The sequence below is a fragment of the Hyphomicrobiaceae bacterium genome (assembly GCA_041397645.1).
Classification (GTDB): Bacteria; Pseudomonadota; Alphaproteobacteria; order Rhizobiales; family Hyphomicrobiaceae; genus Hyphomicrobium_B.
On record JAWKWE010000008.1, the window covers coordinates 17,868 to 41,758 of the forward strand.

The window sequence follows — 23,891 nt, forward strand, 5'->3', positions numbered from 1 at the left end:
ATGAGCTTGGCAAAAGGAGCTTTCGGATGCCGAAGAAGCGGTTTAGCGCGGAGCAAATCGTTGTAGTGCTGCGCCAGATTGAAGTTTTGATGTCGCAGGGCAAGACGCCCGCCGTGGCGTGCCGGGAGGCCGGGATATCTCAGCAGAGTTATTATCGCTGGCGGAAGGAATACGGCGGGCTCGAGCTTGATCAGGCGAAGCGGATGAAGGAGCTGGAGCGCGAGAACGTTCGTCTCAAGCGTCTGGTTGCCGATTTGTCGCTGGAGAAGCAGGTGCTCAAGGATGTCGCCTCGGGAAACTTGTAAGCCCTGAGCGGCGCCGGCGGGCTGTTGAAGGCATTCGGGCGAAGTATGGTCTGTCCGAACGTCACGCCTGCCGGATCGTCGACCAGCCCCGTGGAACGCAACGATACGCCACTATTGTCCGAGCCGATGAAGATGCGCTGACAAGAGCGATTGTCTCACTGGCGTCTCGCTATGGGCGTTATGGCTATCGTCGGATCACGTCGCTGCTGACCCAGGCTGGTTGGCAGGTGGGCTGTGATCGCGTTCAGCGGATCTGGCGCCGCGAGGGGCTGAAAGTGCCCAGGAAACAAAGGCCGCGAGGCCGGCTCTGGCTGAATGACGGATCCTGCATCCGGTTGCGGCCGCAGCACCGCAATCATGTCTGGAGCTACGACTTTGTCGAGGCGCAGACCCATGACGGACGCAGACTCCGCCTCATGACCTTGATCGATGAGTTCACCCGGGAATGCCTGGCCATCCGCGTCGCGCGCCGGATCAACAGCTTTGGCGTCATCGAGACGATGGCCGACGTGATGCTCACCAGAGGTGTTCCAGAACACATCCGCTCCGATAATGGCGCGGAAATGACGGCCAAGATCGTTCGCAACTGGCTTGCAAAGCTCGGCGCCAAGACGCTCTACATCGAGCCCGGCAGTCCATGGGAGAACGGCTATTGTGAATCCTTCAACGGCAAGCTGCGCGACGAGTGCCTCAACCAGGAAATATTCTACAGCCTGAAGGAAGCCAAGGTCGTGATCGAGCAATGGCGCAATCACTTCAACACGATACGCCCACACTCATCGCTCGGCTACCGACCGCCGGCACCGCAGACATCCACAGCCCAAATGCTTCAACTGGATCAGCGTGCGGTCGTGCAGTAGTCTCTATCCCGCTGGTCCAAATTATCCGTCAGGTCAAGTACGACGGGCGGTTTCGAAGTGTATTTGCAGGATCGCTCGGGCGGCAGCCTCGATCGCCTGGGGCAAATGACAACCAGCTTGATACAAGCAGCAGCTCAGCGTCCCGAATTGCGCGGTGTACGTACCACCTTTAGCACGGCTGTGCCGCAATACCGTATTAGCGTAGACCGCGAAAAGGCAAAGGCGTTAAGCGTTCCGATCAGTGCGATATTCGATACGATGCAAAGCACTTTCGGTAGCCTTTACGTGAACGACTTCACGCTGTTCGGGCGCACGTTTCGCGTGAGCCTTTCGTCCGAGGCAGAGTTCAGAAGAACGCCCGACGATCTGCGCCATGTCTTTGTCAGATCGCTCGGCAACGCGATGGTACCGCTAAACGCGGTCGTGTCGCTTGAACGAGTCGTCGGCCCCGATATCGTCGATCGCTTCAACGTCTTCCCGGCCGCGAAGATCCTCGGCGAGCCGGCTCCTGGATATTCCTCTGGCCAAGCAATCGCCGCAATGCAGCAAATTGCGGCCAAAACGCTGTCGGCAGATTATTCAATTGGATGGATCGGCTCAGCTTACCAGGAACTCGCCACCGCCGGCACGGGCTATCAGGGTTTCTTGTTTGGGATTCTCATGGTGTTTCTTATACTTGCCGCGCAATACGAACGCTGGTCACTACCGTTCGCGGTGATCACAGCAGTGCCGTTTGCCGTCTTCGGGGCTGTGCTCGCCATCTTTCTGCGCGGGCTCGACAACGATGTCTATTTCCAGATTGGGCTCGTGACCTTGATAGGCTTGGCCGCCAAGAACGCCATTCTGATTGTCGAGTTTGCTGCACAGCGCATGCGCAAGGGGGCAACGGTCTTTGAAGCCGCCGTAGAGGGAGCTCGCTTGCGGTTTAGGCCTATCATCATGACCTCCTTGGCTTTTGTTCTTGGCGTACTGCCGCTGGCAGTCAGTACTGGCGCTGGATCCGCCAGCCGCCATTCGATCGGCACCGGCGTGATCGGCGGTATGCTGGCCGCGACCTTTCTGGCTATCCTGTTCGTACCGGTGTTCTTTCGTTTGGTGACCCGCATTCGTCCTACAACAGGTGCCAAGCGGCGGGGGGTGACTCAAGCTCCTGCAAAGTAGGCGTTCATCGCGTCAACTGGCCTCATGTACCGGAGGGACTAACATTTGGCGTCTTCTTACTCTATCCGTTGTAGACGCACTCGTCGGCATGACGGTTCGTTGCGACATCTCGGAGAAGGACCGGGATATCATCTATGGAGCGAATGCACTGTGAGAGCGGCGAATACCTAATTCCCCATCGACGCAGTTTGACCATAAATTTTGGACAACCGATCCCTTAGCTCGGAAGCGGAATTGCAGCTCACCTAAGCGCTGATCACCACCTTATTAACCCGGCGTTCACACGACAAAGTGAGAAAGGCCCCTATACTTCTAGCCATTGCCTGCACAGTGTCGCGTCGGCGAGCAGCTCGATTGGGGTTCCTTCGAAGACGATCGATCCGTGACCCATCACGTAAACCCGCTGCGAGACTTTCATGGCAATGGACAGTTTCTGCTCCACAAGAAGCACTGAGATTCCTTTGTTTTTCAGTTCAATCAAATATTTGCCGACAAGGTCAACAATGCGGGGGGCGAGTCCTTCCGTGGGCTCATCGATTAAGATCATGTCCGGATTTCCCATAAGTGTCCTGCAGAGCGTGAGCATCTGCTGCTCGCCACCTGAAAGCACCGCTGCGGGGGTATGTCGGCGTTCCTTCAGATGTGGGAAAAAGTTGTACATGTCATCCAAGGACCACTGCGCTTTCGACGAAACACCTCTACGTTTCTTTTCGCCCAAGATAAGATTCTGTTCCACAGTAAGGGCCGGAAATACGTCGCGGCCTTCAGGTACATAGCCAATCCCTCTGCGAGCAATTTCAAAGGCTCTCAGTCCGGTGATCGCCTCCCGCCGGAATTCGATCGAGCCGGTTGCAGCGACGAGGCCCATGGCGGCCTTCAAGGCGGTGGATCGGCCGGTACCGTTCCGCCCCAGGAGGCTGACGATCTCGCCTTCGTTTACGACCATGTCCACGCCGAACAGGACATGGCTCTTGCCATAGAACGCATGGACATTCTTGAACGCGAGAAGCTCACTCATTGAATTCGATCCACGGTCGAATATTCGCCGAGATAAGCTTCTCGAACCTGCGGGTTATTGCGAATATCGTTCGGTGCGCCGGATGCAATGATCTCGCCATAAACCAGGACCGCGATTTTTTCGGCCAAGGCGAAAACGACGCTCATATCGTGCTCGACGATCAAAAGGGTCTTGCCCTTGGTAATCCTGCGGATCATCTCGACGGCCGCATCGGTTTCAGAGCGGCTCATCCCCGCCGTTGGTTCGTCGAGCAGGATGACGGCGGCGTCGCCAGCGATGGCTATGCCGATTTCCAGGGCCCGCTGTTCGGCATAAGTCAGCAATCCGGCTGGTGAGTGTTGACGGTCTCGCAAGCCGATCAGGTGGAGCACTTCATCGACTCGTTCTTTGACGTCCGGCAAGCTGCTCAGTTTCTGCCAGAACGAGTACCGGTACCCGAGTGACCAAAGCACCGAGCAGCGGAGGTTTTCGAAAACCGATAATCGATGGAATACATTCGTGATTTGGAAGCCACGGGATAATCCGCGTCGATAGATTTCGAATGGCTTCAGTCCCATGATATTGGAGCCGTTCAACAGGATTTCACCCGAGCTTGCGGGGAAACGACCCGTAATGAGATTGAAGAGCGTTGATTTTCCTGCGCCGTTAGGTCCGATTATTGCACAGCGCTCCCCCTTTTCGACTTGCAAATTGGCACCCCGAATGATTTCGGCGCTTCCGAAGCGCTTGCGAACATCTCTTAGCTCAAGTGCATATCCGCTCACGTTCCGGTCCTTCGGATCGTAATCCCCGCAATCTCCGTCTGCGCTTTGTCGGCCCCCTCCCAAAATGCGATCCAAGCCCAACGCAGCAAGCTTCCGCTCACGATAACCAGGAGCCCGACCACGACGTAGCTCATGCGTAACGATGTATCGACGGAGATCCCAAACAAATGGATCGCAGAGTCAGATCCCAAATTATGCTGGAATAACATTTCGATGGCAAATATCACGCCGAAGACGACTGACAACCCGCTCACGCAAATTGCTAGCATCAACGGCCACCGGAGAATGGTCCTTCTGAGCGCCTTTGGCTGCACGGCTTCGACCAGAAGGCTGGAAGCGCCTCCTGGGGCATACAGAACCATAAGGACAAAAAAGATGCCGAGATAAAGTTGCCAGGCAGGCGTATAGTTCGAAAGAAGTTCAGTGAAGAAGACGCCGAAGGCGGCTCCGATCAGCGGACCGAAGAAATGGTCAACGCCGCCGATGAAAGTGAAGAGCAGGATGGCACCGGAGCGCCCCGTGCTGACATTTTCCGCTGATACAATCTCAAAGTTGATAGCCCCCAGCGCTCCCGCGATACCCGCAAAGAAGGATGACAGAATGAACGTCAGATATCTTACGCGCTGGGGGTCATATCCGATGAACTCGGCCCGCTCGGGATTGTCCCGCACTGCATTGATCATTCGCCCAAGCGGAGTCAGTGAGAACGCATAGATGGCCAGCGTGCAGATGAAGAGCCAAGCTGCGATCAGATAATAGACCTGGATTTGCGGTCCGAAGCTGATCCCGTAAAGTGGACGGCCCACGACCCGGTTGAACGAGACGCCGCCTTCGCCGCCGAAAAATTCCGGCATCATGAGTGCGCATGCAGATACCAGTTCGCTGATACCCAGCGTAATCATCGCAAATGTGGTTCCAGATTTCTTGGTCGTCACATGCCCGAACAGGATTCCGAAGAGCATGGCCGCCAGGCCGCCCAATATGGGTACGAGAGATATCGGAATTGAGATCGTCCCGGCTCCCGCCAGCCTGATGGCGTGCGCGGCAAAGTAGGCGCCGAGCCCGGAATAGACAGCGTGCCCGAACGAGAGCATGCCGCCCTGGCCGAGGAGCATGTTGAAGGAGAGCCCGAGCAGCATCATGGTGCCGATTTGGGAAAGAATCGATAACGATGCTCCTCCGCTGAAGATAAGAGGGGCAACGATCAGACCAAGCGCGAACACGACCCACGGCAATGCACGCGGGAGTATCGTCTGCAAGCGCGCAGGGATTGCGTCGGGGCGCTGGGCCGGTTCCGGTTTCATCCTTCCCTCGTACCCATCAAACCCTTGGGACGGAGAATGAGAACCAGGACCAGCAGCATGTAAGGCAGCATCGGTGCCATCTGTGCAACGGTAATGCGGAGAACGCTGCCGCGCAGCGCGGTCCCTTGGATTCCCAGCGCCGTCAGCAGCGTGAGAACAGAATAGTCCAGCGATACCGCAAAGGTCTGCACCATTCCGATTAATAAGGATGCAATCAGGGCGCCGACGAGCGAGCCCAGCCCACCAACGACCACCACAACGAAGATGATGCTGCCGACGGTGGCGGCCATGCCGGGCTCGGTGACGAAGGCATTGCCGCCGATCACACCCGCGAGCGCGGCGAGACCACAGCCTCCTGCAAACACCAGCGTAAACACGCGGGGAACGTTGTGCCCCAGTGCCTCGACCATGGATGGGTGTGTCAAGGCGGCCTGAACAACGAGGCCGACACGTGTCCTGGTCAGGGCGAGATAGATCGACAGCATCATGAGTGACGCAACGAGCATCATGAAACCGCGATAGATCGGAAAGGAGGTGCCATAGAGCGTAAACAGAGGGCCATCCAGTTCCGCGGGAATCGAATATTGCACAGTAGCCCGTCCCCAAGTGACCTGAACCAGTTCCACCACGATGTAGGAAAGCCCGAAGGTGAACAGTAGCTCGGCGGCGTGACCGTACTTGTGGACATGGCGAAGGCCATAGCGTTCGACCGCCGCTCCGAGGCCCGCGACGATCGCGGGAGCCACGAGCAAAGCAACCCAAAAGCTCAGGTTCACGCTGATCGAATACGCGAAATAGGCGCCCAGCATGTAGAAGCTTGCATGCGCGAAATTCAGGACGCCCATCATGCTGAAAATGAGAGTCAATCCGGAAGAGAGCATGAACAGCAATAGTCCGTAACTCAGTCCATTGAGCAATGTGAAAAGGACAAATTCCATAGCTGCTTCTCGTCCGGACGCCGATCATTCGAAGCGAATGCAGGATCCAAGGAGCCAGGAACCATCAGTCCCGCCCCTTGCTAAGTCTCAGGACCGGGGCGGTCTCTTCATGTCGCAAGTCGTCGGCTGCGTGCTCGCAGATGCTTCGTATTTCTTCTCGGTCTTCCAACCGTATCCCGTACCTTCCTGATCGTATTTGACGGCCTTGCCGTCTGCTTTGGTCCATACTCCGATGTAAAGCGGCTGAAGCAGCTGATGGTCGCTCGCCCGCATTTCAACCTGACCGTTCAGACTCGTTGCCTTCATGCCTTCGAGCGCAAATCCAACCTTTACAGGGTCCGTCGAGCCACTCTCCTTGATCGCCTTCGAAAACATCGCGACGATCGAGTAACTCACCATCCAAGTGAAATCGTCGTTATATTTTTGCTTGAAGGATGCCGCGATGTCTTCGCCTGCGAAGGTCTCATTGTTGATATTCCAGATCCCGACGTATCGAACGCGATCCGCGCCATCCGCACCCATCGCGATCGGCGCGCCCTTGAGGTTGGCATAGTAAGTGTAGAAGTTGGCGTTGAGGCCCGCTTCCTTCGCAGCCTTGATAAGCAATGAAAGATCAGTGCCCCAGTTGCCTGTTACCACGCTATCGGCACCCGACGCCTTGATCTTGGCGATATAGGGAGAAAAATCCTTGACCTTTCCCAGCGGCACAAGGTCTTCGCCGACGAGTTCAAGATCGGATCGTGCGCTCTTCAGATACTCCTTTTCACCGCGGGTGAATTGGTGTCCTGCCGCATAATCCTGGTTGATTATATAGACCTTCTTGATCGAAGGATTCGTTGCCAGGTGATTGATCAAGACCTGAGATTTCATGTCTGCATTGGCGTCGAACCGAAAATGCCAGAAGCTGCATTTGTCGTTCGTCAGGCTCGGATCGACCGCTCCGTGATTGAGGAACATGACCTCCTTGCCCGGATTGCGCTCGTTGTGCTTGTTGATGGCGTCGATCAGCGCCAGAGCAGCCCCCGATCCATTCGCTTGCGTTATGTATCGGTAACCCTGGTCGATCGCATTCTTTAACTGGACAAGCGAAATCTGCGGACTTGCCTGATTGTCGAAGCCAACGAATTCAAGTTGGTTGTCGCCGGCCCATTTCTCTTGGTTCGCGCGTGCCGCGATCGCTTGAAAGCTTTGCAGTTCATTCTGTCCCAGGGCCGCGAAGGTTCCGCTCAGTGGGTCAATGAAGGCAACCCTGACGGTTTCCGCGAGAGCCGGCGTCGAAAGCAGGGTGACGCAAATGACTGCCGATCCCGCCAGACTCGTTCGTCGATAAGAAGTGCTCATTAGATCCTCCCTTGTGAGAAATCCTCTTCGCCAGCGGAAAAATCGACAATTCAGCTGGACGCGGGGCATTTGCGAGGCTGCCTCTGAAGCGGGCCGCCCCAGAAAATAAGAATAAGTCAGGATCATTTTTTTTACAAGCTGAGCTATCTTACTTTTGAAGAATGATAACCTACGAAAACCGTGCAAGCAAGCCAGAGTGTCAGAATATTACATACATCCAATATGTTAAGTCAATTTAGGCTACGAGATCAAGAAGAGGATTGACACTTCCACGAAAGGCTTAGATAAAATGAAGATAGCTCATTTTTGCTTAGGAGAAGACGTGATAGTTCGCTCTGAAGTGCGGGGAGACCTGTGGCTAACGATCAACCGACCGGATCGGCGCAATGCGTTGAACAGGGAGGCATCGGAAGCCTTGGCGGCTGAATTTCGGGCGGCAAATGCATCGAACTATCGCGCAGTGGTGCTTACCGGCGCTGGTGACAGGGCGTTCTGCGCGGGAGGCGACCTTCAGCCGACTGCCGACGGTAGCCCGTTCAGCATCGAGCCGGATCAACCTCATCACTTCTTTGCGGAATTGCTGCGTGCGATGGATGCCTGCCTTCTTCCGATCGTTGCGCGAGTCAATGGATCGGCGTTCGGTGGCGGGTTGGGACTCATTTGCGCTTGCGACATTGCCGTCGGTGTCGACACCGCAAAATTTGGGACGCCGGAAGCGAAGGTTGGCGTGTTTCCGTTCATGATCATGCCCTACCTGCTTCGCGTCATGCCTTACAGGGATGTTGTCGCGATGGCGTTGACTGCAGAAACAGTGACAGCGGAGCGCGCCCTTGGTAACGGGTTGCTCCAGCAGACCTGTGCCGCCAGCGAGCTCGACCGTATCGTCGCCAACTGGCTAGACAAGATACGGGCCTGTTCTCCCACGGCTCTCAGGCTTGGCAAACATGCGATCCGATCCACGGCGGCGTTGTCCAGCGCCGATGCTCTCAATCTCATGCAGGCGCTCCTGCCATTGTCTGCCCTTACCCAGGACGCGAAGGAGGGCCTCAAGGCGTTTGGGGAGAAGCGAGCGCCAGCGTGGAGCGGACAATGACAAGCTCCGCGGCTGACGTACTGCGGATCGGGTGCGCTTCGTGTTTCTGGGGCGATACTGAATTTGGTGCCCGCCAGCTGGTCGATGGTGGAAAGATCGATGTTCTGGTCTTCGACTATCTGGCCGAGATCACTATGTCGATTTTGGCGCGCGCAAAGGCCAAGGACCCGACCAAGGGATACGCCGTCGACTTCATCAAGGTTCTCGCGCCACTTTTACCGGAGATCGCGCATCAAGGCATTCGCGTCATCAGCAACGCGGGCGGCCTGAATCCCGATGCATGCGCCGATGCGTTGCGGGCAGAATTGTCCAGGGCGGGACTGGATCTCAGAGTGGCCGTCGTCAAGGGCGACGATCTGATGATGCGGTTGAGCTGGCTCAAGGAGCAGTCGATTCGCGAGATGGGCACTGGCGAGGAGTTGCCGCCGACCCTGGTGAGCGCCAACGCCTATCTCGGCGCGAGACCGATCGCCGCCGCGCTCGATCGGGGAGCCGATATCATCATTACCGGCAGATGTGTTGATAGCGCCGTCACTTTGGGGCCGCTCGTCCACCATTTCGGATGGAAGTGGGACGAATATGACAAGCTTGCCCAAGGCTCGCTCGCCGGTCATATCATCGAATGCGGCACGCAGGGCACGGGCGGTCTCTTTACTGACTGGCGAGACGTTCCCGGCTGGGACGATATGGGGTTCCCGATCGTCGAATGCGGTAGCGATGGTGTTTTCGTTGTGACCAAACCACCCAATACCGGAGGCTTGGTGACGCCGCCGACCGTTGCAGAGCAGATCGTCTACGAGATCGGAGATCCTCAAACCTACGTCCTGCCAGATGTCATCTGTGACTTCAGCGAAGTTGCGCTGTCGCAGGTCGGTCCGGATCGGGTCCGGGTGGTGGGCGCGAGAGGGCGACCTCCGGGTGGGGCCTACAAGGTTTGTGCAACCTACGCCGATGGTTTCCGGATTACGGCGACGTTGATGATTGGCGGCATAGACGCCGCGGCCAAGGGCGAACGGGTGGCGGAGGCGATGCTGACCCGGCTGCGGAGAATCTTGAAGGAAAAGGGCTTCCAGGATTTCCGGGAAGCGAACGTCGAGATCCTGGGCGCGGAAGCAATGTACGGACCGCATTCGCGCGCGCGCTCCGCGCGTGAAGTCATCGTCAAGGTGGGTGCCCGGCATGAATCGAAGGATGCGCTCGATTTGCTAGGTCGGGAGTGGTACTCGGCGGCCGCAGCGATGGCTCCGGGGATTTCCGGAGTGGCTGGTGGCAGACCGGCGCCCTCGGGTGTCGTGAGATTGTTCTCATTTCTCCTGCCCAAGGCTGTTGTTCCGGCCTCAATAGGAATCGACGGAGAAACCTTTAACGTCGAGATGGGGCGGGAATCATCTGCTCCGATACTTCCAGTTCGACCCGAAGTGCGCATACCGACGGCTGCCAGATCGACTGTCGACGTGCCTTTGATACGGGTTGCCCATGGCCGTAGCGGCGACAAGGCGGACACGGCCAACATTGGTCTTATCGCGCGCCGGCCAGAGATCTTTCCCATTCTGGCCGAGCAGGTCACGGCGGAACGCGTCGCAGCGCATTTCAGCTATTTGCTGAAGGGGACTGTCGAGCGATATCTGATGCCGGGAATGCACGCTCTGAATTTCGTCATGACTCAATCTCTCGGCGGCGGCGGCGTTGCCTCGCTGCGCTACGACCCGCAAGGAAAGGCCTTTGCGCAAATGCTGCTGGATATGACCATCACGGTTCCGGCAACATTGCTGGAATCCGGGAGCGTGCAATGACGACTTCGCGACGCGCCACCAAGCGAAGTCCGAACCGGCAATTGCTCCGCGAGCGTGAAATCGTGAACGCGGCACGTCTGGTCTTCGAGACGGCCGGGTATGACAACGCATCGATGGCCGAAATAGCTGCGCGCGTGGGAATCGTGGAGGGTACCGTCTATCTGTACTTCGACAGCAAGAAAGACCTGATGCACCGCGTAATCGCGGAATGGTACGAAGGTCTGATTGCGTCGGTGTCCGAAGGTCTGACGCGGGTCGTTGGCGTTCGCGCGCGCCTTCGATTTTGTATCCTGAGGCACCTACGTGTCTACGTCGAAGATACCGGGCTCGCCAATCTCATGATCAGGGAATTACGGCGCGACAGGAAGTTCTATGAGACCGAGGTCTATTCCTTGAACAAGCGCTACGCTGCTTTTGTGACGGCGGAAATTCTCGACGGCATCAAGCAGGGTGAATTCAGTCCGGATATTGTTCCGGAAATTGTGCGTGATCTGATATTCGGCGGCATCGAGCATTGCGCCTATCGGATCCTGTCGGGTCGCGGCGGCCTGGATATCGATCTCGTCGCCGATCGCATTCTCGGTACGCTCTGGCCAGGCATCGCGGCGCAGAATGACGCGTCGTCAGCTTCGATCGAGCACCGCATTGCCAGACTCGAGAAATTGGTCGTCGCTAGTGGCGAGGATTCATGAAGCACATCCTTGTCGCAAACCGGGGCGAGATCGCGCTGCGGGTTATTCGCACAGCCCATCGCTTGGGCATCAAGACCACCCTCGCGGCCCACGCCGTGGATCTCAAATCCATCGCTTCCCAAGCAGCCGGTCAGACGGCGCAGATCTTTGGCGATCCCCCGGTTTCGGCGTATCTTGATATCCCCCAATTGACCAAGGTTGCGTTGGACTGCGGTTGCGACGCGGTTCATCCCGGTTATGGATTTCTCTCGGAAAATGCAGAATTTGCCGCGCAAGTAGAGGCTGCGGGTCTTTGCTGGGTCGGACCATCACCCGATCTCATCGATCTGATGGGAGACAAGATACGCGCGCGCGAATTCGCGCATCGGTGCGGTCTGCCATTGGTGCCGTTCGCCCTGGACTCCGGTCATAAGGAGTTTCGCGACGCAGTTCTTGCCTTGGGATTTCCCGTGCTTGTCAAGGCGGCGGCCGGAGGCGGCGGGAAGGGCATCAAGATTGTTCGCCAGGAAATCGATCTGGATCGAGCGATCGCCCAGGCGCGTAGCGAAGCGCTCAGGTGCTTTGGTGACGAAAGGATTTATGCAGAAAGGTTTGTCGAAAGACCGCGGCACATCGAAGTGCAGATTCTCGCCGATCAATTTGGCAAAGTCATCCATCTAGGCGAACGTGAATGCTCGATTCAGCGGCGCTTCCAGAAGATTATCGAGGAGACGCCGTCAGTTGCCATCGATACCGATCTGCGCTCAAAGATTTGCGGGGCGGCAGTCGCGCTGGCCAAGGCATCTCAATATCGAAATGCGGGTACAGTCGAGTTTATTCTCGGTCCGGATCACGAATTCTATTTTCTCGAAGTGAATACCAGATTGCAAGTCGAACATCCCGTAACGGAGCTGGTGACGGGGTTGGATTTAGTCGAATGGCAACTGCGAATCGCGTCCGGGGAAGCATTGCCATTCGAGCAATCTGATGTCGCCAGCAACGGGCACGCGATCGAATGTCGGATCAACGCTGAAGATGTTCTATCGGGCTTTGTTCCCAGTTCAGGAATACTGGCTCGCTACATTGAACCGCATGGGGAGGGAATTCGCGTCGATAGCGGAGTATGCGAACTAGATCGGCTAACTAGCTCGTTTGATCCGATGTTGGCGAAGCTGATCGTTTGGGGTCCCGACCGGGGATCCACCATCGCTCGAACTGAAGACGCGCTCGGCAACTTCTGCCTTCTCGGCCCGGAGACGAACATCGCCTATTTACGCGCGCTGCTCAAGCAGCCCGATTATGTTGCGGGGCATATCGACACCGGCTTTATCGATCGCCATCACGAAGAAATATTGCGGCGCATGCAGGTCGAGAGTCGGCTTGACGCGAGAGTGGCCGCCGCATTTATCGCACTGATGATTCCGGAAGCCCGCGTTTCGTATTCGAGCCTTAGCGAACTTGGAGCGTGGAAGAACTAAATGACTGCGGTGTTGAGGTCAGGTTCCGAGTTTCTGGCGGTCATGGCGGAAGCGTCCGGGCGAGTCATGGTCGGGCGCAGCGAGGTGCGGATTGAGAATTTCAGTCGCAACGGCGGAACGCTGGCGGGTACGCTCGGAGGAACGCGATGGAAAATCGAGGTGGCTCGGATTGGCGATCGGATCATTGCCTGGTCGAGCGGGCGGATCTGGCAGGCTGAGATTCAGCTCCTTCCGGTATCTGAAATCGACGCGGCGGGTGAACACTCGGGCCAGATCACGGCTCCCATGCCCGGCTCCATCGTCCAAGTTCATGTTTCGCCGTCCCAGCCTGTCGCCGCAGGGGACGTCATGGTCACGATCGAAAGTATGAAAATGGAGACGGCGCTGGTCGCGATACGCGACGGGGTGGTCGCGTCCGTCCTCGTCGAAGCCGGAACAACAGTAGACCGCGGAGCCCTATTGGTATCGTTCATGAAGCAGGAGGAAGCGGCTTCATGATGCGGCGAATAGTGTCTCGTGTGAATACTCAGAGCACGGAGTTCAAGGCCAATCACGCAAGAATGTCTGGTCTCGTCCAGGCTCTACGCGAACAGCAGCGTGCCACACGGTTCGATCGTCCGAAACGCGATCTTGAACGCATAGGGCGCCAGAACAAGCTCTTTGTCCGTGAGCGGCTCGAGCTTCTCATCGATGCTGGCAGCCCATTTCTCGAATTGTCTTCTCTTGCGGCGTGCCGCAGTTATGACGGGGAAGCGCCGGGTGCCGGTCTGCTAACTGGCATCGGGCTTGTCAACGGCCGCCAGGTGATGGTCCACGCCTCCGACCCGAGCGTCAAGGGAGGTGCCTGGTATCCGCATTCGGTCAAGAAGATCATAAGGGCGCTCGACATCGCCTTGGAAAATCATCTGCCCGTCGTACATCTTTGCGACAGCGCAGGCGGATATCTCCCGCTTCAGCATGAATTCTTCGCGGACCGTCAATATGGCGGACGTATTTTTCGTAACCAGGTCGAGTTGTCAAAGCGCGGCATTCCCCAGGTCGCCGTCGTGTTGGGCCACTGTACTGCGGGGGGTGCTTACGTTCCGGCGTTATCGGATTACAACATTATTGTCCGCGGCAATGGGGGCATCTTCCTGGGCGGTCCGCCGCTCGTGAAGGCGGCAACGGGAGAAGTGGTGTCAGCGAACGACTTGGGCGGGTGCGACGTCCACACACGCATTTCAGGTACAGCTGACTATCCGGCGGCCAATGAGCAAGATGCCATTCATCTTGCCCGCGAGATTGTCGGCGAAGCTTTTCCTCCGGCCCAGCCATGGCTGGCGGATCGAATAGAGCCGGAACAACCGTTTTATGAGCCGGATGAACTCTACGGAATCATTCCGGCAGACCGTAAACGGTCATTTGACGTTCGCGAAGTCATTGCGCGCATCGTCGATGGAAGCAGGTTTCACGAATATCAGCCGGCCCTCGGCACGACCCTGGTCTGTGGTTTCGCGCGAGTATTCGGATGGAAAATCGGCATCGTTGCGAACAACGGCGTTCTCTTCAGTGACAGTTCGCTCAAGGCGGCCCATTTCATCCAGCTATGCGACCGGGACAAGGTTCCGCTTCTCTTTCTGCAGAACATTACAGGATTCATGATCGGGCGGGAGTACGAAGCGCGCGGCATCACCAAAGACGGCGCCAAGATGATCACCGCGCAGGCAAGCGTGAGAGTGCCGAAGTTTACTGTGATGGTGGGGAGCTCGTTTGGTGCTGGTAACTACGGCATGTGCGGCAGGGCGTTCGATCCCAGATTTCTGTTCTCATGGCCGAACAGCCAGATCGGTGTGATGGGTGGCGACCAAGCTGCGAATACGTTGACAGATATCAAGCGAAGTCAGCTCGCGCGAAACGGGGGCGTCGCCGATGAAGACGAAATCGCGTCGATGCGTAATGCAATCCTGGAAGACTATGAACGGCATTCGGATGCCTATTGGTCGACGTCGGAGCTATGGGACGACGGCTTGCTTGATCCGGCCGACACACGAAACGCATTAGCAGTCGCGATCGCCGCATCTTTGCATCGGCCTCTGGACCCTTTGGGATCTGGGATCCTGCGACTATGAAGAAGGGTCTGTACGGAGAGAGCACATGAACTTGCTGAGCTATTCGCAGAGCGACTTGGTGGAGGAACTGCGCTCGACTGCCAGAGGGTTCTCCGATGGTGAGATCGCACCCCGCGTGGAGGAAATGGATCGCTCCGACAGGTTCCCTCGAGAACTCTGGCCCCAAATGGGAAAACTTGGATTGTTCGGCATCACGGCGCCCATGGAATTTGGCGGGCTCGGTCTGGGATATCTCGCGCATGTCGTTGTTACCGAAGAGATCTCGCGCGGGTCGGGTGCGTTGGGCGTGAGCTATCTTGCTCACTCGAACCTTTGCATCAATCAGATTTCCCTGAATGGGACCACGGCACAGAAGGAGAAATATCTGCCGAAACTTATTTCGGGAGAGTGGGTAGGAGGGCTGGCGATGTCGGAGCCCGAGGCAGGATCTGACGTTGTCAGCATGCGCCTCGAGGCTACCCGCCGAGGTGACGGCTACGTGCTGAATGGCACCAAGATGTGGATCACTAATGGGCCCGTCGCTGACCTCCTGGTGGTCTATGCCAAGACTGACCGGAAGGCGGGGAAGCGCGGTATCACCGCCTTTGTCGTCGAAAGGTCGGCAAGTGGCTTCAGCGTTGCGCAGACGCTGGATAAGCTTGGCAATCGAGGTTCTCCCACCGGGGAGCTGGTTTTCCAGGACTGCGTCGTTCCCGCAGAGAATGTGCTGGGAAAGGTCGGTGGTGGTGTCCGGGTCTTGATGAGTGGCCTCGACTACGAGCGGACCGTGGGCGCTGCGATCCCGCTCGGCATTATGCAGGCGTCGATGGACGTAACGCTTCCGTATGTCCGTCAACGAAAGCAGTTTGGCGAGCCGATCGGCAGCTTTCAGCTGATGCAAGGAAAATTGGCCGACATGTACACGCGGTTATCGACGTCGAGGTCCTATCTCTACACGGTTGCGCGGGCACTCGATGACGGGATTCCTGGCAGTACGGCGAACCGCAAGGATGCCGCAACCGCCTATCTGGTATGTGCCGAGAACGGCATCTGGGTCGCGGATCAGGCGCTGCAAAGCTTCGGCGGCAACGGTTACATCAACAGCTGCCCGGCAGGACGATTGCTTCGTGATGCGAGATTGCACACGATCGGCGGTGGAACGGCCGAGATTCGTCGCTGGCTCATCGGTCGCGAGCTTTACCAAGAGTCGCAATAGGACGTACTCCGAGAGAAGGTGGCAGCAATGACCAATCAAGCGGAGCTACTCAGAAAACTGACGGAGGAAGGCGAGAGCGTTGTTGCGCGCTTGAGGAAGTGGGCCGCCGAAACACCCGACCGCCGATTCTTCTTTTATGGGGAAGACCGCACCGGTCTGAGCTTCCGGCAGTTCGACGAAGTGACGGATTGCGTTGCTGGAAATTTCGCGGCGAGGGGCATCAGGAAAGGCGATCGTGTTGCGATCTTGGCCCGGAATCAAAAGCTCTCTGTTTTGTCGATGTTTGCGATCTGGAAGGCAGGCGCGGTATTCTGTCCGATCAATTTCAATTACACGGGCGCGCTCCTTCATTCGCTCATTCTGGACCTTGAGCCATCTCTGCTTATTGCGGATGACGAAGCAAAGCCTGCGATTGATGAGGTCTTGCGGCTTGGTCGCGGCCTCGCAGATATCAAGCGAATTGTGATCGATTGTCCCGGACAGCTACGGTCCATTCCCAATCATGCGTCCGCCGAGGTGCCGGTTCTGGAAAGCTGGTCCGCATATCTGGAACCCTCGCAGGCTCCTCCAATCGACCTCGATTTCGATGATATCGCGAATATCATCTATACGTCAGGAACAACTGGACCTTCAAAGGGCGTGCTTCAGACTCATCGCTGGATCAACCAGATGACGTTCTTCTTGCGGAAGCTGCTCACGCCCGATGATGTGATCTACAATGATCTACCACTTTATCACATCGGAGGCGCAATCTGTAATGTTGCACGTGCCGCATGGGTGGGCTGTGAGGTGGCGTGCTGGGACCGCTTCAGTGTGAGCGACTTCTGGGATCGCATCGAAACAAGTTCTGCAAGCTGTGCGATCTTGCTCGATGTCATGATTCCCAGATTGATGAAAGCGCCAGCAAGCATTCGGGATCGCAACAACACCTTGAACAAGGTAAATCTTCAGCCGCTGCCGCTCAATCACAATGAAATCGCCCGGCGGTTTGGATTTGATGTCGTCGCCACCGGGTTTGGCCAAACCGAAAGCGGAAATTCATTGGTCGCTTATATCCTTGAGACCGATGAGGAGACTGGAACACCGTCATCGATCCGGCGAGGCATGGGCCGAGAGGGGATCCGGCGCGTTATGGAGGCGTATGATGCAACCGTGGTTTCGGCATCCGAAGCCTCTTGGAAGGGTTTCATGGGACGCGAAACCATGTTCGTGGACGCGACGATTCTCGATGAACATGATCGAGAATGCAAACCGGGCGTGGCCGGCCAATTGGCGATCCGGCCCAAAGTACCGGGTTTACTGTTTTCCGGCTATCACAGGCGTCCCGAGGACTCCCTCAAATCGATGCGGAATTTCTGGTTCCATACCGGCGATGTGGCACGCAAGGAGCCTAGCGGCATCTTCACCTACATCGACCGGATGGCGGATCGAATCCGGGTGCGCGGCGAGAATATCTCCTCTTTCCAGATAGAGGATATCTTCAACCAGAATCCGTCGATCAGCATTTGCGCTGCATTTCCCGTTCCTGCGCTAGAAGGCGATGAGGACGACGTGGTTGTTTTCGTTGTCCCCTCAAAGGACGTTCCCGACCTGGAGAAAGGTCTACGAGAATGGATCAAGACGGCGATGCCGAAATTCATGCAACCGAAATATATCCGTATTGTTGATGACATTCCGCGCACGCCGACGAACAAGATCGAAAAATTCAAACTCAAGAGGATGTTCCTCGAACAACGCGCCAATGGATTGTCGTCAGCAGGGAGCAAGGGATGAGGCCGGCGTTTGATGAGGCGGAGGAGCTGTCGCTGCTGCGTGGCACCCTGCGCCGTTTTGTAAATGACCGCATGTTGAGGCCTGAAGCAGCGCGATGGGATGCAGAATCGATCTTTCCCGTCGAGGTGTTTCGCGAACTTGCAGCGCTTGGAGTGTTCGGCCTAACGATTCCGGAGGAATATGGCGGGGCTGGACGAAACATTCCGGCCACGATGGTCGTAATCGAGGAATTGTCGCGACGCAGCATCGCGATGTCGATACCTTACGTACTCGCTGCCTGCTATGGCGGCATGAACATCCTCGAGTGCGGGAGTGAAGACCAGAAGCGCACATTGCTTCCAAAATGCGCTACCGGCGAATTGATGCTCGCGTTCGGTGTAACTGAACCGGATGTTGGTGGTGACGTAGCCAGCGTCAAGACCACTGCCAGGCGCACTGGTGACGTGATCAAGGTCAATGGAACAAAGCGGTATATCACCGGGGCCAATATCGCAGACTACATCTATACCCTAGTCCGGTCCGACGAGACCTTGCCAAGATACAAAAATCTTTCAATCCTGCTGATCCCGAGAACCGCGAAGGGAGTCGAGATCCGCAAGCTGGACATGCTCGGGCTACGAAGCGGCGCCTGGACCACCGAAATCATCTTAGACGACGTCGAGGTGTCGGCCCAGGACATCGTGGGTGGAGAGCCGGGCTGGAACAAGGGCTGGTCGTACATCGCTGGACCTGGCCTCGATGTCGAGAAGCTCGAAGTTGGCGCGATCGCTCTGGGAATCGCCGAGGCGGCTGTCGACGACGCCTGGGAATATGCTGAGACGCGCAAGCAATTCGGAAAGCCCATCAGCAACTATCAAAACATCCGGCATATGCTTGCCGATGCCAGAACGGACCTGCACGCGTGCCGATTGATGCTGTACAGCGCGGCAGGTCTGGCGCAGGCCGGACGCCCTTGCGGAATCGAGAGCTCCATGGCGAAGCTGTTCATCTGCGAGCGGGCAAAACAGGTCGTTCTTAACTGCCAACTGATCTTCGGCGCATATGGATGCGACCTTGATTTGGATATGCAGCGGTACGTGCGGGACATCCTTATTCTTCCGATCGCTGGCGGGTCGTCGGCCATTCAACGAAATAACCTAGCAAACAGAATGCGCCTTCGTCTCTAGCCAGACGAAGATTCGGAGAAGCAAAGTGAAGTATGGATCCGTATTCCGTCCGGGCCTTTTTGCTGACCATCACTTCGTGATAACCGGCGGCGGCAGCGGGATCGGCCGTTGTACCGCGCACGAACTCGCCTCCTTGGGAGCGCACGTCGCCTTGGTAGGTCGTGATCCTGATCGGTTGATAGCCGTGGCCGCAGAGATCGAATCGACCGGAGCCATAGCCCCGACCACTCATGTCTGCGATATCCGCGACGAGGAAGCGTCAAAAAGAACGATTGCGGCAATTCTGATCCAACACGGCCAGATCGATGGTCTCGTGAACAATGCGGGCGGGCAGTTTCCCTCACCATTGAGGGATATAACTCGGAAGGGTTGGGACGCCGTCATTGCCAACAACCTGACCGGCGGCTTCTTGATGGCGCGGGAGTGCTTCACACAGTGGATGGAGGCAAACGGCGGCTCCATCGTCAATATGATCGCGGACATGTGGTGGTCGATGCCCGGAATGGGACATTCCGGAGCCGCGCGGGCGGGAATGCTGAATTTCACGATGACTGCTGCCGTGGAATGGGCCGCCGCTGGCGTGCGGGTCAACGCTGTCGCGCCTGGTGCAATCGCGTCGTCAGGGCTGGATACCTATTCGGAGCCAATGAAGGCTCGGCTGCAGGAGTACTGGCGGCATATCCCGGCAAAGCGACTTGGAACGGAGGCCGAGTGCTCCGCGGCGATTGTCTTTCTGCTTTCGCCGGCAGCTGCTTTCATCAGCGGCAGCTGTTTGCGTATCGATGGCGCTCAGCCGAACGGCAAGAGTATCTGGCCCATGCCGGACCACAAGAAGTCAAGGCCGTTCCGCGGCTTTCCGTTAGAACGTGCTCCGGCATATCTGGAGCCGCGTGAGCCTAAGGAATAACCATGCCACAGGGTGGCGTCGCGGCGCGTGACCATTGAAGGGGGAATGCCTGCATAAGGAGTGACTATGCTGGGTCTCATGCAAGACAAACCGCTTCTGATAAGCGATATCATCACATATGCCGAGACTTATCATCCGCTGCGGGAGGTCATATGGCGGACAGCATCGGGATCGATCAGCCATTCGAATTATTCGACGGTCGCGGGGCGCGCAAAAAAGCTCGCCAATGCGTTGCGAGCGTATGGAATCAAGACTGGCGATCGCGTCGCCACGCTTGCCACCAATTCCACGTGCCACCTTGAACTCTACTATGGAGTATCTGGCATCGGCGCGATTTTGCACACTGTCAATCCGCGCCTGTATGATGAGCAGCTTATATACATCATCAATCACGCCGAAGACCGGATGCTTTTCGTGGATCCGGAATTGATTCCCATTTTGCTTCGGTTGAGAGAACAACTCCCGAGGCTGGAGCGAATCTTCGTTCTTGGAGATGTTGACAGGTCTGCTGTCGAGAATTTGGAGCTGGAAAGCTACGACGACTTTATTGAGCCGCATCCTGCAGCGATTGCCTGGCCGAGCTTCGACGAGAGGACCGCATCGTCACTTTGCTATACGTCCGGCACGACTGGGAACCCGAAAGGCGTTCTATACTCCCATCGTTCGACCGTGCTGCACGCCATGAATGCCGCCCACACCAACGCGTATGGGATTTCAGTCCATGACGTCGCGATGCCGTTGACGCCGATGTTTCACGTCAACGCCGGTGGCCTTCCCTATATTGCTCCGCTATGCGGTGCGGCTTTGGTTCTCGTTGGGCCAAAAATTGATGGTGAGATCATGCAGTCTCTTATTGAATCGGAAAGGGTGAGTTTCACCACGGGCGTACCGACAATGGTCACGATGCTGATGGAGTATCTAGATCGCAGCGGAAAGCGTATTGATAGTCTGAAGCGTGCTGTGATTGGCGGCTCCTCCGTGCCCGCGGCGATGCTCGACCGCATGCGAACCCAATACGGCTGCAAGATCATGCAGCTCTGGGGAATGACGGAGACGAGCCCCGTTGGCGCGCTTTGCACAGAAACGCCGGCTGTGTCGGTCCTGCCGGAAGCGGCGCGAAGAGAAATCATGTTAAAGGCCGGGCGCGTGTTGTTTGGAATGGAGGTAAAGCTGGTAGGCGATGAAAGCTTGACCGCTTCTTCAGAACGAAGCCGGCAGGGTGCATTGTGGGTGCGTGGTCCTTGGACGGCGAAGGCGTATTTCAAGCAGGAGGATCCGCCAATATTGGACAAGGATGGCTGGTTTCCCACGGGCGACGTAGCTGCGCTGGACGAGTACGGTTTCCTTCAGATTCTGGATCGCACAAAAGACGTCATAAAATCTGGAGGAGAGTGGATTTCGTCGATCGATATCGAGAACATGGTGTGCGGGCATCCCGAAGTCCGTCAGGCCGCTGTCATCGGCGTGCACCATCCAAAATGGGAGGAGCGGCCCCTGCTGATCATTGTTCCCGTGCCAGGTTCTTCGCCGACAAAGGAGGGCTTGCTCGACTATCTAAGGCCGAGAATCGCAAGTTGGTGGATGCCGGATGATGTCGTGTTCATTGACGAGATGCCGATGACCGCGACTGGGAAAATTCGGAAGACTTCACTACGCGAGAAATTTGAGAGCCGCCTAATGCCAGAAACCTAGCTCCAGTAAATCTGAACCGCTGCACCGAAGCGTATGATCGTTCGATTGCCCTCCGCGGAGAAAATTGTTGCCACAGCGGCAGACCTCGAGCGCATGGCGATGCTTGCTTTTCCGAGGCCGCCTCACTTAGCTTTTGCCTGTCAGGCTTTGCTCGGTTTGTCGCCGGAAAAGCCGATGAGGCGCCCCATCTGCACGCGTAGGGAGGCATTGCCTTTCTGAAGAAAAGAGGCTGCCGGCTAGTCGTTCGGCGATCATCGCAACCCTTTGCTGGTCTCGGCTCTCTCCGCCGCCGTACGGTCGACGCTACTCGTAGGCGTTGCCGCTCAGGCCGATACCCGAAACACCCTGAATGACCGGCACGCCGCCGGCGCCGTTACCGGCCGCGAGGTTGTACGCCGAAGTGTGGTTGTGCTCACTGCCATTGCAGCACATTGCGGCGGAGTCACAGCCGAATCTGGATTTTGACGAAATTCGACGAGTTATGGGACTTTCTCAGGGCTTCATTGCCGACGGATATTGCGACAAGATGTTGCGCCCGCGCATCCGGAGAAATCGGACATCATCTGCTGGCAGCGGATATTGAATGCAAAGGGATGGGCCGTTCCGCTTGGACGGTCGAGCGGGTAGTTCGAACAATCCGTCAAGCGCAATTCATTCGAACTGATCACGGCTGGTGCAGCCGTCGGCCAAAGCAAATGCGAAGTGGTCATGGTCAACGTCGAACCGCTCGTGCCGATTTGGACCGTTCTATCTTAAGCTGCAGCTTGTTGTTCTTGGTTGCGAACGAGCATGCTGATCACTTGAAGACGCTGTTGGCGGCCTGGAGTTCTCGCACCTTATCAATCTCCCGACCGCTCATGCATCGCGCATGCCGATCTAGCAGGACGGTAGCCCGGCTTCGCGCACATACCTTTGATCGAGAAACATGCCTCTGGGGGGCTGCATTTTCAATAAGGCCGGAACCCCCAGTGGGACGCTGCAAATAAATTCCACGGGAGGATTGCGGGGCTGGCCGAGGCCGTTCGAATTTCTATCCCATTAAGCAGAAATCAAGATCCCGTTGCGCTGTTGACAGGCTTGCGCATGATGGATAAATCTAACGTATGTTAGAAAAAGTTGGCTCGAGAGATGGAAATGTCTAGCGCGGATCATCGGCCGCCGGCGGATCCGGCGTGCTTCACTTCCCCGTCAAACTTTATCGATAGCGACAGCGCAGAGGTGAGGGCTTTCGTAAAGTCTGCTTTGCGCAACCTGAGTTCCAGCGCTTCCGATACCGAAAAGGCAATCCGACTGTTCGAAGCGGTGCGCGATGGGATCCGGTATGATCCCTACACGTTTGAACTGAGCCCCGATGCTTATCGCGCTAGTGTGGTGGCAGGGGCGGAGTCTGCTTTTTGTGTGCCCAAGGCGATCTTGCTGACCGCCTGCCTACGTGCTGTTGGCATTCCCGCTGCATTGGGCTTCGCCGACGTTCGTAACCATTTGAATACGCCAAAGCTAACCGAGCTGATGCAAACGGATCTCTTCATTTACCACGGATACGTGCAGCTGTGGCTCGACGGGAGGCCCTACAAGGTTACGCCGGCCTTCAACATGGAGCTATGCAAGCGCTTCGGAGTAAAGCCTCTTCTCTTCGACGGGACGTCTGACGCTCTGTTTCACGAGTTCGACGAAAAGAATCAGAGGCACATGGAATATGTTCATGACCGGGGCTTGTATGTGGACGCGCCAATTGACGAATTCCTGGCGGCGTTTAAGGCAACCTATCCGAAGCTGGAGGAATTCAACCGTTGCCGGATCGCGGGGCGGAACGCGAAAAACTTTGACGATGGTTTCACTCCGACGGAGGAAGGACATCGGACGTGAAGTACCTGGAGGATTTCAAGGTCGAACAAATCTTTGCGTTCCGCACGCCGCCCTTAAGCAAGGACGAGATAATTTCGTTTGCCAGGGAATGGGATCCGCAGCGGCTGCACACGGATGAAGACTATGCCAGGCAAATCCATGGCGGTCTGATCGCATCGGGGTTCCAGACACTCCTGCTCGTATTCAGGCCGATTATGCGGGACTTCATGACGGGGGTCGCAAACATCGGTGGTTTGGGCTTCGAGAGGCTATCTTGGAACGCGCCTGTGCGGCCAGATGAACCGCTTGATATCACGTTGAAGATGCTGGCAATTCGGCCCTCCCGAACCAAGCCCGATCGCGGTGTCATCAGCTACCGTGTCGAAGCGCGCAACATGGCAGGAGAGCCCGTGCTGACCGTCGATACCGGTGCAATGGTCAAACGAAAGACAGTACTGGTGTCATGAGTAATGTGAGGG

19 protein-coding genes and 1 pseudogene are annotated in these 23,891 nt (G+C 56.8%); 15 read left to right on the plus strand and 5 right to left on the minus strand.

Annotation, left to right across the window (positions count from 1 at the left end; translation table 11 throughout):
* The first annotated feature begins 26 nt into the window (after positions 1–26).
* Positions 27–1,165 (plus strand): IS3 family transposase gene (locus R3D51_18845; protein MEZ5901543.1). Its coding sequence is split into 2 segments (ribosomal slippage): positions 27–291 and positions 291–1,165, totalling 1,140 coding nucleotides; the frame shifts between segments, so codons are not numbered across the junction.
* Positions 1,166–1,201: 36 nt separating this feature from the next.
* Positions 1,202–2,326: pseudogene (locus R3D51_18850) on the plus strand (efflux RND transporter permease subunit).
* A 304-nt stretch (positions 2,327–2,630) separates the two neighbouring features.
* Here R3D51_18850 and R3D51_18855 read toward each other — a convergent pair.
* The 5 genes from R3D51_18855 to R3D51_18875 form a co-directional block, all read right to left on the minus strand.
* On the minus strand, positions 2,631–3,344 hold the full coding sequence (locus R3D51_18855) for an ABC transporter ATP-binding protein (GenBank protein ID MEZ5901544.1): 714 nt from the start codon (positions 3,342–3,344) through the stop codon (positions 2,631–2,633).
* Positions 3,341–4,108: an ABC transporter ATP-binding protein gene (locus tag R3D51_18860; protein ID MEZ5901545.1), complete on the minus strand. Its 768-nt coding sequence runs from the start codon at positions 4,106–4,108 to the stop codon at positions 3,341–3,343. The genes R3D51_18855 and R3D51_18860 overlap by 4 nt, the downstream gene beginning before the upstream one ends.
* Entirely contained in the window at positions 4,105–5,412 is a 1,308-nt protein-coding gene (locus R3D51_18865) for a branched-chain amino acid ABC transporter permease (GenBank protein MEZ5901546.1), read from the minus strand. The genes R3D51_18860 and R3D51_18865 overlap by 4 nt, the downstream gene beginning before the upstream one ends.
* Positions 5,409–6,350 (minus strand): branched-chain amino acid ABC transporter permease, encoded by a 942-nt coding sequence (locus R3D51_18870; protein MEZ5901547.1) that lies wholly within the window; start codon positions 6,348–6,350, stop codon positions 5,409–5,411. Before R3D51_18870 ends, R3D51_18865 begins: the two co-directional genes overlap by 4 nt.
* Before the next feature lie 87 nt (positions 6,351–6,437).
* Positions 6,438–7,691, minus strand: coding sequence for a branched-chain amino acid ABC transporter substrate-binding protein (locus tag R3D51_18875; protein ID MEZ5901548.1), 1,254 nt, complete (start codon positions 7,689–7,691; stop codon positions 6,438–6,440).
* A 322-nt stretch (positions 7,692–8,013) separates the two neighbouring features.
* Between R3D51_18875 and R3D51_18880 the strand changes: the two genes are divergently transcribed.
* From R3D51_18880 to R3D51_18940, 13 genes are all read left to right on the plus strand, one after another.
* Positions 8,014–8,784 carry an enoyl-CoA hydratase-related protein gene (locus R3D51_18880; GenBank protein ID MEZ5901549.1) on the plus strand — a complete coding sequence of 257 codons (771 nt, stop codon included), beginning with the start codon at positions 8,014–8,016 and terminating at the stop codon, positions 8,782–8,784.
* Positions 8,781–10,577: an acyclic terpene utilization AtuA family protein gene (locus tag R3D51_18885; GenBank protein ID MEZ5901550.1), complete on the plus strand. Its 1,797-nt coding sequence runs from the start codon at positions 8,781–8,783 to the stop codon at positions 10,575–10,577. Before R3D51_18880 ends, R3D51_18885 begins: the two co-directional genes overlap by 4 nt.
* Positions 10,574–11,269, plus strand: a complete 696-nt coding sequence (locus R3D51_18890; GenBank protein ID MEZ5901551.1) for a TetR/AcrR family transcriptional regulator — start codon at positions 10,574–10,576, stop codon at positions 11,267–11,269. Before R3D51_18885 ends, R3D51_18890 begins: the two co-directional genes overlap by 4 nt.
* Positions 11,266–12,726 (plus strand): biotin carboxylase N-terminal domain-containing protein, encoded by a 1,461-nt coding sequence (locus R3D51_18895; GenBank protein ID MEZ5901552.1) that lies wholly within the window; start codon positions 11,266–11,268, stop codon positions 12,724–12,726. The genes R3D51_18890 and R3D51_18895 overlap by 4 nt, the downstream gene beginning before the upstream one ends.
* Positions 12,727–13,224 (plus strand): biotin/lipoyl-containing protein, encoded by a 498-nt coding sequence (locus R3D51_18900; protein MEZ5901553.1) that lies wholly within the window; start codon positions 12,727–12,729, stop codon positions 13,222–13,224.
* The gene (locus tag R3D51_18905; GenBank protein MEZ5901554.1) at positions 13,224–14,834 is read left to right on the plus strand and encodes a carboxyl transferase domain-containing protein; all 1,611 of its coding nucleotides are present in this window, start codon (positions 13,224–13,226) and stop codon (positions 14,832–14,834) included. Before R3D51_18900 ends, R3D51_18905 begins: the two co-directional genes overlap by 1 nt.
* 25 nt (positions 14,835–14,859) lie before the next feature.
* The gene (locus R3D51_18910) at positions 14,860–16,029 is read left to right on the plus strand and encodes an acyl-CoA dehydrogenase family protein (protein MEZ5901555.1); all 1,170 of its coding nucleotides are present in this window, start codon (positions 14,860–14,862) and stop codon (positions 16,027–16,029) included.
* A 27-nt stretch (positions 16,030–16,056) separates the two neighbouring features.
* Complete coding sequence (locus R3D51_18915) at positions 16,057–17,802, plus strand: AMP-binding protein (protein ID MEZ5901556.1); 1,746 nt, start codon at positions 16,057–16,059, stop codon at positions 17,800–17,802.
* Positions 17,799–18,968 (plus strand): acyl-CoA dehydrogenase family protein, encoded by a 1,170-nt coding sequence (locus R3D51_18920; GenBank protein MEZ5901557.1) that lies wholly within the window; start codon positions 17,799–17,801, stop codon positions 18,966–18,968. Before R3D51_18915 ends, R3D51_18920 begins: the two co-directional genes overlap by 4 nt.
* 25 nt (positions 18,969–18,993) lie before the next feature.
* A complete protein-coding gene (locus R3D51_18925) occupies positions 18,994–19,875 on the plus strand; it encodes an SDR family oxidoreductase (protein MEZ5901558.1) in 882 nt (293 codons plus the stop codon).
* A 66-nt stretch (positions 19,876–19,941) separates the two neighbouring features.
* Positions 19,942–21,567 (plus strand): long-chain fatty acid--CoA ligase, encoded by a 1,626-nt coding sequence (locus R3D51_18930; protein MEZ5901559.1) that lies wholly within the window; start codon positions 19,942–19,944, stop codon positions 21,565–21,567.
* Between the two features lie 1,134 nt (positions 21,568–22,701).
* Entirely contained in the window at positions 22,702–23,433 is a 732-nt protein-coding gene (locus R3D51_18935) for a transglutaminase family protein (GenBank protein MEZ5901560.1), read from the plus strand.
* Positions 23,430–23,879 (plus strand): MaoC/PaaZ C-terminal domain-containing protein, encoded by a 450-nt coding sequence (locus R3D51_18940; protein MEZ5901561.1) that lies wholly within the window; start codon positions 23,430–23,432, stop codon positions 23,877–23,879. Before R3D51_18935 ends, R3D51_18940 begins: the two co-directional genes overlap by 4 nt.
* Positions 23,880–23,891 lie beyond the last annotated feature (12 nt).

What these genes read in the sequence shown, in the direction of transcription:
- R3D51_18865 (MEZ5901546.1), bottom strand. Translation starts at nt 5,412, where the DNA reads ATGAAACCGGAACCGGCCCAGCGCCCCGACGCAATCCCTGCGCGCTTG.
- R3D51_18915 (MEZ5901556.1), top strand. Translation starts at nt 16,057, where the DNA reads ATGACCAATCAAGCGGAGCTACTCAGAAAACTGACGGAGGAAGGCGAG.
- R3D51_18905 (MEZ5901554.1), top strand. Translation starts at nt 13,224, where the DNA reads ATGCGGCGAATAGTGTCTCGTGTGAATACTCAGAGCACGGAGTTCAAG.
- R3D51_18890 (MEZ5901551.1), top strand. Translation starts at nt 10,574, where the DNA reads ATGACGACTTCGCGACGCGCCACCAAGCGAAGTCCGAACCGGCAATTG.
- R3D51_18935 (MEZ5901560.1), top strand. Translation starts at nt 22,702, where the DNA reads ATGTCTAGCGCGGATCATCGGCCGCCGGCGGATCCGGCGTGCTTCACT.
- R3D51_18910 (MEZ5901555.1), top strand. Translation starts at nt 14,860, where the DNA reads ATGAACTTGCTGAGCTATTCGCAGAGCGACTTGGTGGAGGAACTGCGC.
- R3D51_18900 (MEZ5901553.1), top strand. Translation starts at nt 12,727, where the DNA reads ATGACTGCGGTGTTGAGGTCAGGTTCCGAGTTTCTGGCGGTCATGGCG.
- R3D51_18855 (MEZ5901544.1), bottom strand. Translation starts at nt 3,344, where the DNA reads ATGAGTGAGCTTCTCGCGTTCAAGAATGTCCATGCGTTCTATGGCAAG.
- R3D51_18920 (MEZ5901557.1), top strand. Translation starts at nt 17,799, where the DNA reads ATGAGGCCGGCGTTTGATGAGGCGGAGGAGCTGTCGCTGCTGCGTGGC.
- R3D51_18870 (MEZ5901547.1), bottom strand. Translation starts at nt 6,350, where the DNA reads ATGGAATTTGTCCTTTTCACATTGCTCAATGGACTGAGTTACGGACTA.
- R3D51_18895 (MEZ5901552.1), top strand. Translation starts at nt 11,266, where the DNA reads ATGAAGCACATCCTTGTCGCAAACCGGGGCGAGATCGCGCTGCGGGTT.
- R3D51_18885 (MEZ5901550.1), top strand. Translation starts at nt 8,781, where the DNA reads ATGACAAGCTCCGCGGCTGACGTACTGCGGATCGGGTGCGCTTCGTGT.
- R3D51_18930 (MEZ5901559.1), top strand. Translation starts at nt 19,942, where the DNA reads ATGCTGGGTCTCATGCAAGACAAACCGCTTCTGATAAGCGATATCATC.
- R3D51_18875 (MEZ5901548.1), bottom strand. Translation starts at nt 7,691, where the DNA reads ATGAGCACTTCTTATCGACGAACGAGTCTGGCGGGATCGGCAGTCATT.